This window comes from Mesobacillus sp. LC4 (assembly GCF_053543455.1).
The window spans coordinates 87,857-101,052 of record NZ_JBGCUB010000006.1 but is presented as its reverse complement, the minus strand read 5'-3'; the positions used below and the strand labels follow the sequence as shown (position 1 = coordinate 101,052).

The following is a 13,196-nucleotide window of genomic DNA, read 5'->3' as shown; positions in this document are numbered from 1 at the left end:
AGACCAACCGTAAAGTGGTGAGGATGATTCAACAGTTAGTTTTACTTCAAAGGGTCATTGATTATATAGAAGACCATATTAAAGAGGAACTGAGTGGTGAGGAAATGGCGAGGATGGTGGGGTATTCTCCTTATCATTTTTCGCGAATTTTCCAGAAGCAAACGGGTTATACCTTGATGGATTATGTGGTCAAAAGGAAGCTCCAGTTTGCGCTTTATGAATTGGTGAAAGGAAAAAAGATCATCGGAATTGCCATGGATTACGGGTTTGAAACGCACTCTGGTTTTACGCGGGCGTTCAAGAAGTGTTTTGGAAGTCCTCCGAGTCTTTATAAGGAGCATGGTCCGACATCACTGCCTCAAAAACTGGATCTGATGAGCCTTCATGAAAAGAATACGGGTGGCATTGTCATGCAGCCCCAGATTGTCCGCCGCAGTGCTTTTTCTGTTGCCGGAAAACTCTTCAGTATCGAGAACTTTCCTGCTGACCGCAATGTGCCGGCCTTTTGGGACCAGGAAGGGTTGACGGACGGGTCGATTGAAAGGTATCTGTACAAAGAGCTGACGCCGAAAAAGCATGGAGAGTATTGCATCAATTTGAGCCGTAGTCTTGATGAGGACAGGTGCCGATACATGTTTGCTGTAGACCATGACGATGAAAAAGGCTTACCGGCGGAAATAACATCTACCCAAATTCCTGCGGCTGTCTATGCGATATTCCGGACGCCTTTGGTTGAGGTTGACCAATTCGCTGCGGCGATCAAAGGGACGTGGAGATACATACTCGAGGATTGGCTTCCGCACTCTGCTTATGAAGTGGATGAAGAGGGCTTTGATTTTGAATATTATGATGAGCATTGCCATTACTGGGATTTTAAAAAAGTGTATATGGAAATCTATATTCCAATCAAAGAAAAATCTCGAGAATGAAATCATCCTCGAGATTTTTTTATGACTAATTGATAGAAATAAATCACTGGTGTTAAAAGAATAGCACTTGTGAGCATGGCGATTTTAATCGAAAAATTAGCGGCCATCAATCCAATGGCTGGGCCCCCGCTAATCTGGCCAATCGCATCAACCTGTCCTTTTACCGAAAAGAAGGTCGCACGTGTTGAGGAATCAGGAATGATTTTATTCAGCCATGTATCCTCAAGCGGTGCCATGACAGACCTTGTTCCTTGGATGATCAGATAAAAGATCAGCAAGCCGATGATTTCAGTCGAAAGAGCAAAACCGGCTAGCGAGGCGATAATCAGAACACAGCCGATCAGCAAGGATGCATAGATGGTGTTTAACTGCTGATGGAGAGAACTCCGGCTGATAAAATGAAGGCCGGCATATGAAAGGAGCATCACGACAAATTGGATGCTGCCGATCAGGATGACCAAATTTCCTTCTGTCATATAAGCAAGCTGCGTTTCTTCAAGAAAGTGAGAAATCCATAGCCGGTCGAAACCTTCACTATATAACCCGAAAAACAAGGCAATAAGGAATAGAATCCGCATCAGGTAACTGGCCTTTGTATAATGCACCATCTCTTTCATATTCGTCTTCAGCGTCTTCCAAGTGGATGTATTTTCATGTTGGACAGGTTTGAAATTCTCTTCTTTCATAAAAAGGAGCAGGAAAACAGCTAATCCCATCATGGATAATCCGCCAATGATGATCGGCAGATTGATCATGAAAAAATAACCGATTAACATACTCAAAGGAATCGCGATCACTTCTCCAAGTGTGCCAGCTTTAGCGCCATTCACAAACGCCTCGGAAGCACGGTCTTCGCCGATTTCATCGGCAATCCAGGCTTGATGCGCTCCGCTTGTGAACGTGTAGCCAATCCCCCAAAGCACCTGGGACACTAATACAGCCATGAAATACGGAAACGAGCCCTCGATGAGGAACCCGGCCCCAATCAAAAAAAATCCGATGATCACAGAAAGCCTGCGACTTTTTAAATCGGCGACAAACCCAGTCGGAATCTCAAACAGGAACACAACCGCCTCCAGAACACTCCCAACGAGAACGAGCTGCAACGGATCAAGCCCAACGACCTTCACATGATACAGCAAGTTAACTGTGAAGATAAACGTAAAAAAGAACTGAGACCAAAAACGTGTGTATAGATATATTCGATACGAATCCATTTTGTTGATAAATGTCAATTTCATCTCCCCCTAACCAGATTATAGAGAGGGAGAAAGATGATTTCTTTTCCAAATTTGCGGTTTTTCGGGAGATGCCTATAAAAAACAGCGAAGTCACGAGGGCTTCGCTGCATTATGAATTTTATTGCGAGAATGGTCCTGTTCCCGTACTTGTCGGAGCTATCCAAGCCGCTTCCGCTTTTCTTGCTGGATAAGAAAGTATAGATTTCTCACTTAAATTAGTGTCTAGCTCCAGCGCCTAGCCCCTCGAGACGTTTCGGTCCTGCCGATGAAGTCAAAGGGCGACTTCACTGTCAGGCCCTCCAACGCTTGTCGGGCCTGACCAAGCCGCTTCCGCTTTTCGGTCAAGAGGCTTGTTCCTTATCCTCCAAAGAGTAAATCCGGGAACTTTCTACGCTCAGCAGGCTCTTGCGCAAATCCTTCTTGTCATTGAGGATGATGACGCAAGTATCCTCGAATTCGCCAAGGCCATTCATATACTTTTCGTATAATGCTTCTTCTGCTTCGTCGAGATCTGTTCCTTTCGGTAGGTTCAGCTCAAGGCCGAGGACATACTGCTTACGCTCAGGAATAGCTTTGATTTGTTTGCGTACAAGGTATGCATGGGCAATCTCCCTGTACTGGGCAAGCTGCTCCAATCCGGCGAGGATTTCTTCCGGATTTTTGTCATGGGCCGTAAAGTTGTCTGTTGGCTGGATAAAGTCGCATTCTTCATTGGAAGCTTCCACAAGTTCTGCCCATTTCTCCAATTCTTCTCTCGTTTGCTCAAATAACTCGCTTTGCTCTGTGTCATAATAGTATCCGCATAACAAATCAAGAGCGGGCAGACGCAATTCCCAATCATATGACATCGCGAGGTTAATCAGTTGGATCCCTTTATCCACAGTGTCACTGGATTCCAGGTAATGTTCTCCTAGAGTCAATAGTGCTCCTGCGGTTCTTTGCTCGTGATGATGCTTTTCAGCAATTTCTTCGTACAGAGGAATCGCCGCTTCCAGGCTATTGAATTCAACTGTTAAATAAGCTTTTTCCAGCAGTTCATCAAGAGAGGTAACCTGTTTTTTCGATAATTCATCGAATCGCTGCTTTGAATCATTGAAGGTTTCGATTTCTTCTTTCCACGTATCCTCATTGTGATCGACCCACATTTTATTGAAGTCACTTACGATTCGACCTGGATAGGCGAAGTAATAGTCCAGCGCGGATTCATGTTGTTTTTTCGGCAATAAAGCTTCAACACCCAGGGCAGAAAGTCTGTCTTTCAGGCATGGATGGGTATCTGTCATATAGCTTTCTTCCGTCAGTTGTTCCTGGAAGTATTGAGTTGCCTTTTGGTCATTGAGTGACTGGAGCTTTTCGGTAAAATTCGAATATGGCTGAGGAACACTGTTTGTCTTGGCGCACTCCTCGAACAGTTCACTGTAAAAATCACGGTAGTAGTATGGTGCTGCCACAGAAGTAGCTGCCAAGGCTTCTCCCATTGCCTGCGGAGAGGTCACCCCAGCTGCCGAGCGGTCAGCATCATATTCTTCTTGTCTTGCCATGGCAAATGTATAAGCGTCAAAACGTGGATAAAACCACTGGAAGAACTTTTTAAAAATAAACGTGCCGAATTGTTCGTTTTCCTCCAATGAATGCAATAAACGTCCCCAGCTCATTCTCAGCCTGTAGATCTTCGCTCCAAGCGCAGTATCCGAGTTTGAGATATGGGCCAGCTCGTGGGCCAGAACAGCTGTAAATTGCTGCTGAGAAAGTGTTGTGAGAAGCGGGATCCCGATGACAAGGACGTTGCGCTTTTTCCCGAACATGCCATATGCCGAAATTTGTGCGACTGAGGCATTGAATTCACTATCAAGGACAATCTCATCGATAGGCGGCGTGTTCATTTTATGGCGTAAAGTATCAATCATCTCATAAAGTTTAGGAGCTTCTTCCCGTTGGAGATAATACCCGTCAGGCATTTCCATCTTCACGATCAGGGCTTTAATAATGAAGAATGACAGAGTTCCGGTCAAGAGCAGAACTTTCACATTTCCAAAAGTAAAATCACCGTCAGCAATCATCGATACGGAAATAGCCATCAAAAACAAAAACAACGACAAAAATAATGCAACATAACCAAAACCAAGTCCAGTAAGCATGATGACCTTGAATCTGTAAAGCTTCGGGTTGGCAGAAGCCTGTTTTTCCAGCTTGTTCACCAGTGTTTCAAACTCTTGATTTGTCATTCTCATTCCCCTTTAATATGTTATCGATAGTATTATAGCAGGGAGGAAGTTATTGCTAATAGCTGTTTTTTATTGGAAAAAATCAAAAAAGTAAGTCATTTCACAAATCTCTCCTTTTCATCCGCGAAATTCAAATGATATGTGCTTTTCAAAAACAATCACAATCACTGGAGATCCACATCAAAAAGGGAACAAGTCTGCAGCTGACCTGTTCCCGTCTGTTATTACTATATTCAAGGCTTTTTATTCTTTTCAGCATTCTTGATGGTTTCTCCATTAGAGATGCTGTATAGTCTGCTTTTGGGCTCTTGGATTTGCTGGGATGGCCATAATCCATGGTGGCCTGAAAAGAGATAACTGACCAGGCAGGCGATGAAAAAGTACTCCACTCCCTTGCCATCAAACATTTCCAGGGCTAGCAGGAACGCGGCTAAGGGGGTGTTGGCTGCGGCGCTGAAGGCAGCGGCCAATCCTAAAGCGGCGAGGAAGGACATGGGCAAGTCTATATACGAGTGCAAAGCATTGCCTAATGTCGCTCCCATGATGAAAATTGGAATGGCCTCTCCGCCAACGAAGCCTGTCCCTAAAGTAATCGCAGTGAAAATCAGTTTGGCCAGAAAGGCAAAGGGAAAAACGTCTTCTGTAAAAGCCTGTTCTAATAAGGGCAGGCTGCGGCCATTATAATCCTGTGAGCCGACAACTAAAGTGAAAATCACAATGAGAATTCCGCCGAAAAAAGCTCTTTTCATATGGTTCTTCTTGAAAATCCTATTAGTGGTATTTTCTATCCAGTGCCTTAATTGACAGTAACAGATGCTTAATAAGCTGAATATAAGGCTCATCAAGAGGACTTTTAAAAAGGTGATGACCGAAATATCCGGCACGCTTGTGATGATAAATTCCTCATGTTTATGCCCCCATACCGCTGTGGTAGTGTAGTGGCCAACAAAGCTGGCGACAAGACAGGGCACAAGCGCTTCGAGTTTCAATCTCCCCAATATGGCCATTTCCATCCCGAACACAGCCCCAGTGATTGGGGTTCCGAATGCTGCACCGAAACCGGCACTTATACCGCTCATGATGATCGTTTTTTTATCCATGGCGTTTACCTTGAAGAGTTTGTTGACGGATTCCGCTACACTTGCGCCCATTTGTACTGCAGCTCCTTCCCTCCCAGTGGAGCCACCGAAAAAGACTGTAATAAAGGTACCCAAATAGACGATCGGTCCCATCCTCCGCAGGATCTTCTTCTTCCCATGAACTGCATCGATTACCAAGTTGTTTAGTTCAGCAGCATCGTTCAATGTATCATTTATGAAGACCTTGCCAAACTTCATATAGATATAGCCTATGATAATGCCGCCGACTGGGAGGAGTGCAATAAGCCAGCCATTTCTTTCTCTGATGGTGCCGAGATAATCGTTCGTCTCCAGGAGGAGTGTTGTGATCGAGCCAACTACTAAACCGATTAGGACTCCAAAAAATATCCATTGACTAAGGATCCAAATGAATTTCTTATACTTCAGCATCGAATACATCCCCTCATTCCAACTCTTCAGGGTGGCCTTTGCTATGGCCTTGATTCTTTATTTCTGTAAAAATATTGTCCGAATTGCTTGCTGATGTGGAAATTTGATTAGGCTGCGCTGTGGGTTGGCTGGCCTCAATCAGCGACTTAAGCATTTGGATATCCTCTTTAGTGGCATATTGTTTTTCCGGCTTCATCATATATCCTAGTTGACCGTTCGATTCAATCGTTGCCCATTGCAGATCACTGAAATTTTGAATGTTCTGCTGCCGGAGCCGAACCTCAAGCATATCAACGGTCAAGCGTAATTTTTTCAAGTTAGCTACATTCAATTCGCCGTTCTCTACTACGAGGCGGGATTTCCCATAGATAAAAGTTTCCAGTACATTGTTTTTCAAGGTGATATATTCAATCGCAAGAAGGGTGATGACCATCAACAAGGTAATGACCAAAGTGATCCATATATTCCTCTCGCTCACTGGCTGGATGATCAATGAACCAACCGCGACCATCATGACCGTCTGGGCAACCGTCAGTTGGGATACTGATTTTCTTCCTGCCAGGCGGAGGATCAGAATTCCGCCGATGACAATAACGACAGATTTCCATATGAAATGTAAATCCAAGAGCAGCCCTCCTTTTTACCAATTAATATGTATGTTGTTAAAAAGTGTAAAAAGTATGCATGTATGGTGGCAGTTTTTGAGGCTTGGATGAATGGAACCCGTCCCTTTTGCTTCCTAAGTACATTACCTATATACATTGCATAGGATATGTTGATGAACTGGGGAGGGATGGACAAAAATGTACTATGTACCAAATGGTTATTCTAATCAATATTATGGACCGAATTATTACGATGGAAGACAGTCTGGTCAGTGGGTTTACCCTTATGGAATGCATTATGTGAACGGTTACCATGGTTTCCGCTATCCCAACGGGAATGGAATGATTCCTTTAGCGGATTATGGGCCTAATCCATATGTAGTCAATATCAATGAAGCTACAATACAGAACAACACGTATCGAACGGCTTTATGGACAGGAACACATTTGCAAGTCACGTTGATGAGCATTGATGTTGGTGATGATATTGGTCTGGAAATTCATCCTGATGTGGATCAATTCTTGCGGATCGAGCAAGGGCAGGGGATGGTTCAGATGGGCCAGAGCAAAGAGAACTTAACCTTCCAGCGTCCGGTGGTTGACGATTCTGCCATCATGATTCCTGCCGGAACATGGCATAATGTGACCAATACAGGCAATACGCCGTTAAAGCTTTACTCCATCTACGCGCCACCTAACCATCCATTCGGGACTGTCCACGTGACCAAAGCCGATGCCATGGCAAGTGAAGGCAGTGCGAACAACAATGGGAATACAGTTGTTTTCGGCAAGACTCCAGATGAATGGGTGCAGTACACGGAATATTTGGTGCAGGAAGGATTAGAGGATGTGAAAAGAGGGATCAATGCCACGCATATTCTTCAAGAATTCATTCTAATGGGCGTCCTGGTAGGAAAGGGATACACTCCTGAAAAAGCATATGAAACAGTAGAAGAGTGGGAGCGTTCCGGAAAATCCAAACTTCTTCAGCAGAGTAAAAATATGTAGGGACACGAAAGAAGCAAAGGGAGATCCCTTTGCTTCTGCGTATTATAGGCATTCATTCTCCACGGTGTTAATGAGCTTTTTTAATAATTCAACCGAATGATCCAGGGAGAGGGAATAGTACCGCTGTGTGCCCTGCTGGTTCATTTCGACCAAATTATGCTCACGGAGTATTTTTAAATGATGGGAAATGGCCGGCCGTGACAAGGTTGCGTGCTCGGTGATTTCATTCACGCTTAAGCGTTCATGCTCAGCTAATAATAAGATGATATCCTGCCTTGCAGGGTCACTTAAGGCTGTAAAAAGCGGGATGCATGAACGGAAAACTTCAATTGCTTTTTCCACCTTTGAATGCTCTCCTTTGTTGAGTCGTTACCTTTTATTAAATCGCAGTTATGCTTCTTGCGCAACATATTTAGCGATTTTGGCGGCAAGGGACCTTGGCAGGAATTTGGCTGCATAGGCACCGACTTTATTCGTACCCCCGGTAATGACAACACGCTTGCCTGCCATCAATGCTTGATAGCCCTGTTTCGCCACCTCATGTGAAGACATGGCACCGCTGAACATCTTGGTTTTTGCCACATTCGCAACAGAAGCGAAGTTCGTCTTTGTCGCTCCTGGGCATAGAGTGGTGACAGTCACATTCGTGCCCGCCAGTTCTTCAGCCAGCGCTTCCGAAAAGGACAACACATACGCTTTTGTTGCATAGTAAACGGCCATCATCGGTCCTGGCTGGAAGGCTGCAGTACTGGCAACATTAAGGATTCTCGCCTTATGAGAGCTTCCTTTCATCTCCGGCAAAAAGTAATACGTTAATTCTGTCAGTGCGGTGTTATTCAATTGAATCATTTCAGATTGCTTTTGAATATCAAGATCATCAAAATTACCCATCAAACCAAATCCAGCATTGTTGACTAAAGTATCGATCGTGATACCTGCAGATTGAACTTCCTCATAAACCTCTTTGGCCGCATTAGGCCTGCTCAAATCTTTGGTGATGATGGTGACGTTCAAGTGAGGATATTGACTCTTAATTTCCTCCATCTTTGCCTGATTTCGCGCCACCAGAACCAAATCAAACCCATCTTGTGCAAACATGCCTGCAAAATCATATCCTAAACCGCTCGTTGCTCCGGTAATTAAAGCTGTCTTATTCATGTTAATTCCTCCTATTAATGTTTAAGTGTTTAAAAGTTTAAACGTTTAAACAAATGATAATATGTTTTTATACAAACTTCAAGTGTTTATTTTAAATTGAATAGAGTGGGTGGGTTAGTGGAGGAAATATCAAAATCTCAAGACTAGGGAGCAAAGGGGTGGAGAGATCCCAAAAACCACGGCTTTCAAGGGGGCGCTTGAAGTTAATCAAACGTTTGATTAAGAACGAAGAAAAGAGGGTTGTACTAAATATGCGAAATCAAGTTGGCATCCTAACCATAACGGTTCGGATGCCTGCCGGTTTACGATTTTCTTATTAAAGTAAAGCCAACGATAAGATATGTGCTAACAATCTAGTTTTTCAAAATTTTCTCTTCTGGTAAGCCAATCAGCAATTAAATAAATCACGATATAAATCGGTATTGAATAATAGAACTTCCAATTGATGGGCTTGTATATATCTGTTACGACAATTAGTGGTTCACCAATGAACGCTGTTAATAAACCGAATATTACTGCTTTCTTAATGGGTGAAAAGTGGGGCTTATATTGTATTAAACTCATTATTATGACAGGCATTAGTGCTAAATCATAAGGTAGATAAGCGGGTATGAAAGGGAAGACTTCGTAACGATAAGACCATAACCCCATTTGGACGCCGATCGCATCTAGTGCAACAGAAATAGTCATCACAAAAAATCCGGCTGTCAATAATCTATATCTACTCTCTTTTTTATGGAATTTAATCCATAGAAACCAAGTGATTATTGTTACAATAACTCCGAACCACCATCGCCAGGAGAAAACTACCTCTTGTTGCCATAGCTCTATCACTTGTTTTACTATCTCATGAGTTTCTTTTGCGTATTTATCCATTAGTTCAATTGTAGTCATTTTTATCACCTCTAAATGTTATTTAAATTATTGGTTTCAAATGGAAGAATTAAACACTGTTTAAAGCTATGTCGCATTTCTAAGTTGCATTTTATACAACCACAATGATTTTTCTTGTTGTTATGGAGTTTTCAGAGGACTTGATTGCTATAGAGGTTTTCCTTTATTAAGGGTGGTTTATGTAGAAGGATAAGCAACCATGCAACTTGAATAAGTACTTAATAGAAAAGGCAACCAAGCACCTTGAATATGTACTAATAATAGAAAAATGATATCGGAGGAGACAAAAATGAAGTGTTTTTGTGAACAACAAGAAACATACCAGTTAAAGGTCGAAGGTGATATTGGAGCAGATCCAATTTGGTGTGATCATTGCGGCTGTAATTTTGATTTAGAGGATATTCCAATCTCAAAAGAATTAAAAAGGGAATTGAGCGAGTGGGCATTGAAGTATGGTGAATGGATTGATTGGGATTCAGATCAGTTGATTGAAAATGGTGTTGAATTAGAGGAAGAACATAATAGGCAAGGTGCAGATTTAACAGAAAAAGTGAAATTACAGTTCAGCGGTGAATACAAAATAAAGTTTTCACCTTCTTCAATGGGAAGAAGTTATGCAAATAATAAACGTTTGTAGTGTAACTACAGTGCGATCAATAATAGGTAGCACTCTTTTTTTCTTATTATCTATAAAGGAGAAATTTATGAGGTATCTAAACGTTGTTTTTCTGGTATTGGTCATGTTCTTGGCAGCTTGTTCTTCTGAAGAGCAACCGGAAACCTATTCAATGATATTGGTTTCTGATGAAGAGAATATAAGTGGAAAGTTCACAAAATATATTGGCAATAATGTAATTGAATATGAGCATATTACTAGTCTCAAGGCAGCACTAGAAAAATATCCAAAATACGATATAGAGAAAGCGCCGGCAATTTTGATATTTAAAAATAACGGAGGGGAATTAAAGAAGTTGGAATTAAAAACATATGATATGGAAGAGGCAAAGGATTGGTTAGAAGACAACCAATAAACTTTTTATTAAGTTGAGGGCGTTGATCCCGGGTGATTAGCGGCCTTTTTTGGTTGGATTTATTTTTGAACAAATTTAAGAACTTCTTATGATTAATTTAGAATATATGTAGGGGATTTTATATATAAGTTTTTATATTAAATTTGTTTTAAAAAAGCAATCCACTTCTATTGGAAGCGGACTGCAAGTTAGCATATTATTTGAGTTTTACATTCGAATTTTTCAAGCTTACTATTGATTATCATTCACATTTCCTTCTGCAGGAATCGGATACTCTTTCAGCAACCGGGCAAAATGCAGTAAATTGTATGCAGTTGTTTTTGCGTGTTTCATCGTAAAATCGTTCTCTCTTCCGTTTGCCTCAATAAAGGATGGACCAGGGCCCGCTTCACCTACCCAATAGGTATCCACATTTGGAGGAATCGTAAAACCAATATGCGACAATGCGTAAATTAGGTAGCTTGAGACGTTTTTCGCACCGTCTTCATTCCCGGTCACAACCGCTCCGCCCACTTTGTTATAGTAAATGTACTGGCCTTTTGCGTTCGTAATGCTGCTGCCGCCATACAATCTTTCTACAACCAAAGTGGCCAGGCTGCTCTGTTCGCCAAGCCAAACCGGTGAGCCGAGCAAAAGGATATCCGCCTGCTTCACTTTTTCAAAGATCTCTGGCCATTGATCCTTATCATTAACTGCCTCATGGGTAATTCCATAACCGATATTATAATCAGCCATCCTGAGCACTTCCGTCTCTGCTTTGTTTTCATTAAATATCTTTACAATTTCGTCGATCAGCGCACGTGTATTGGATTGCTGGGTGCTGTCTTTCAAACTGCAATTTAAAACTAGCGCTTTAATGCTCATTACTACATCTCCTTATGTCAGGTTAATAGTATTTCTTTACCCTAAGGTCTTTTTAAAAAACAGGGATACGATTTGCCCGCTGCCACTGCATATGTTAATGCCTGCCAACAAACTATGAGAGTACCAAATACCAGCAAAAAGTGAGAAACGAAGCATTAAACACTTCAAACGAATTAATTGTGGACTTGCTAAAACCACTAGAATAGAAGTGTATTTGCAATGCTTATATTTCAGCCACCGGGTATGGTGATCCAGGAAGGGTTATACCCGCTTTTTATAGAATTCCTTATTAAATAAACGAGGAAGTTAAAGAGGCTTGTTGAAAAGGAGTGGTGCAGTTTGAATGAAAGATTTAATAAAGAACAACTAATTAATTCAAGAATTAAGCGGAATTTAATTTATCTTTTTACCTTGGTGTTTCTGACAATTGCAATATACTTTATTGTTGATTTTATCTCATTTAAAGGAATATTTGATGAATTTGAACCAGTATGTATACTACTTTCTCTAATATCATCACATTTGATTACTACCAAGATTCTTGAATAATCATTCGATTGCATTTGAACTATGGGGTCCCTCAATCCAAGAAGGTGTTAACGCCTGTTTTTAGATTATCCTTATTTAACATAAGGAGCAAGATAGTTGAATAACGAATAAACAGAAAGAGTTGGTTATATGGATGAAAATCTACTAGACACTATTAATTCTATTCAATTTAAAGAGGTTTCCCTTGGCTATCGAACGGTTACAATATTCCCTTCCCAGGATTTAGATGAGGCACAAATTGGATACAGCATTGACTATGACGGACAACTTCTTTCAGGTATGGGAGAAGGGGGCTGGCTTTCTTCATGGCTAGTTATTGGTAATGAGGATGAAACAGGTGATCCTATTTTTATCGATACTGAAGAGGAGCATTTCCCTGTTTACAGCGCTTTTCATGGACAAGGGAATTGGGAGGTATACAAAATTGCTGCATCGCTTAAAAAGTTCGATAAGGCTTTGAGTTTTATAAAAAAAATATCAGTTGGTCGTGAAAACCCTGTGGAATTAGAAAAGAATCCAATAACTTCTGAGGAACGAAAACAATTTTTGAAAAGTATAGCCCAGCAAAATGACCATATTGAGATGAGCTTTTGGGAATCTTGGTTAGAGGATTTATAGGAGCAATAAAATAATATTCCGTATTGGTTTGCGTTCTGTAATTGTACTAACGAGGCAGTATAGTGAATTAGTAGTTTTTGAAAAAAATAGGAAGTCTTATCCTTATTTGAGTGCCGACAAGACTTAAATAAGCGGAGATTTTCCGTTTATACTGGGTAATTATCTCGGATGGATGTAAATAAGGGGAGAATTTCCGGTTAAGCGGAGCAAAGTTGGCTATTTTCCTGTTTTTCGAGTCGATAGGCGGAATTTCTCCATCTATTTGAGCTATTTTTAGAGCTTTTTTGAAATTAGGGGAAATTTTTCTGCTTATTTATAAACCTGTCGCTGATTTCCTCATCTGGGCCTTGGAAGGTTCGATTTTTTATGGCTGGGCGGGGAAGAGAAAATTGCTCTTGAACAAGTTTTTCCTGAATAAACCCGCAATTAGCCTATTGAGCGGGTACGTTGCGTCAACTTCGCTGTTTCCTCAACTAAAAAAGGGACGATCCTTTTATGTAAACCGTCCCCTTACATTTAGATTGAAACCACGAATTTTCGTTATA

13 protein-coding genes are annotated in these 13,196 nt (G+C 41.5%); 5 read left to right on the top strand and 8 right to left on the bottom strand.

Going from position 1 to position 13,196, the window contains the following annotated elements:
• The first annotated feature begins 23 nt into the window (after positions 1–23).
• Positions 24–929 (top strand): AraC family transcriptional regulator, encoded by a 906-nt coding sequence (locus tag AB5I83_RS18235; RefSeq protein WP_448977352.1) that lies wholly within the window; start codon positions 24–26, stop codon positions 927–929.
• A gap of 2 nt (positions 930–931) precedes the next feature.
• On the opposite strand, the gene AB5I83_RS18230 is transcribed toward AB5I83_RS18235, so the two are convergent.
• The 4 genes from AB5I83_RS18230 to AB5I83_RS18215 form a co-directional block, all read right to left on the bottom strand.
• The gene (locus AB5I83_RS18230) at positions 932–2,164 is read right to left on the bottom strand and encodes an MFS transporter (RefSeq protein ID WP_448977350.1); all 1,233 of its coding nucleotides are present in this window, start codon (positions 2,162–2,164) and stop codon (positions 932–934) included.
• A gap of 347 nt (positions 2,165–2,511) precedes the next feature.
• Positions 2,512–4,395: a M48 family metallopeptidase gene (locus tag AB5I83_RS18225; protein WP_448977348.1), complete on the bottom strand. Its 1,884-nt coding sequence runs from the start codon at positions 4,393–4,395 to the stop codon at positions 2,512–2,514.
• A gap of 233 nt (positions 4,396–4,628) precedes the next feature.
• A complete protein-coding gene (locus AB5I83_RS18220; protein WP_448977346.1) occupies positions 4,629–5,924 on the bottom strand; it encodes a chloride channel protein in 1,296 nt (431 codons plus the stop codon).
• Positions 5,925–5,937: 13 nt separating this feature from the next.
• Entirely contained in the window at positions 5,938–6,549 is a 612-nt protein-coding gene (locus AB5I83_RS18215) for a DUF421 domain-containing protein (protein WP_448977344.1), read from the bottom strand.
• 178 nt (positions 6,550–6,727) lie between these two features.
• Here AB5I83_RS18215 and AB5I83_RS18210 point away from each other — a divergent pair, with 178 nt between their 5' ends.
• Complete coding sequence (locus AB5I83_RS18210; protein WP_448977342.1) at positions 6,728–7,537, top strand: cupin domain-containing protein; 810 nt, start codon at positions 6,728–6,730, stop codon at positions 7,535–7,537.
• Positions 7,538–7,579: 42 nt separating this feature from the next.
• Here AB5I83_RS18210 and AB5I83_RS18205 read toward each other — a convergent pair whose 3' ends face one another.
• From AB5I83_RS18205 to AB5I83_RS18195, 3 genes are all read right to left on the bottom strand, one after another.
• The gene (locus AB5I83_RS18205) at positions 7,580–7,879 is read right to left on the bottom strand and encodes an ArsR/SmtB family transcription factor (RefSeq protein ID WP_226086598.1); all 300 of its coding nucleotides are present in this window, start codon (positions 7,877–7,879) and stop codon (positions 7,580–7,582) included.
• A 48-nt stretch (positions 7,880–7,927) separates the two neighbouring features.
• Entirely contained in the window at positions 7,928–8,695 is a 768-nt protein-coding gene (locus AB5I83_RS18200) for an SDR family NAD(P)-dependent oxidoreductase (protein ID WP_448977340.1), read from the bottom strand.
• A gap of 345 nt (positions 8,696–9,040) precedes the next feature.
• Positions 9,041–9,589, bottom strand: coding sequence for a CBO0543 family protein (locus tag AB5I83_RS18195; RefSeq protein WP_448977338.1), 549 nt, complete (start codon positions 9,587–9,589; stop codon positions 9,041–9,043).
• Positions 9,590–9,878: 289 nt separating this feature from the next.
• Between AB5I83_RS18195 and AB5I83_RS18190 the strand changes: the two genes are divergently transcribed.
• Together AB5I83_RS18190 and AB5I83_RS18185 are read left to right on the top strand one after the other, a co-directional pair.
• Complete coding sequence (locus AB5I83_RS18190) at positions 9,879–10,226, top strand: hypothetical protein (protein WP_448977336.1); 348 nt, start codon at positions 9,879–9,881, stop codon at positions 10,224–10,226.
• Positions 10,227–10,293: 67 nt separating this feature from the next.
• Positions 10,294–10,620 carry a hypothetical protein gene (locus AB5I83_RS18185; RefSeq protein WP_448977334.1) on the top strand — a complete coding sequence of 109 codons (327 nt, stop codon included), beginning with the start codon at positions 10,294–10,296 and terminating at the stop codon, positions 10,618–10,620.
• 231 nt (positions 10,621–10,851) lie between these two features.
• Here the strand turns inward: AB5I83_RS18185 and AB5I83_RS18180 are convergent, their stop codons facing one another.
• The gene (locus tag AB5I83_RS18180) at positions 10,852–11,484 is read right to left on the bottom strand and encodes a flavodoxin family protein (protein ID WP_448977332.1); all 633 of its coding nucleotides are present in this window, start codon (positions 11,482–11,484) and stop codon (positions 10,852–10,854) included.
• 678 nt (positions 11,485–12,162) lie between these two features.
• On the opposite strand from AB5I83_RS18180, the gene AB5I83_RS18175 reads away from it, so the two are divergent.
• Positions 12,163–12,651: a hypothetical protein gene (locus AB5I83_RS18175; protein ID WP_448977330.1), complete on the top strand. Its 489-nt coding sequence runs from the start codon at positions 12,163–12,165 to the stop codon at positions 12,649–12,651.
• The last annotated feature ends 545 nt before the right edge of the window (positions 12,652–13,196 follow it).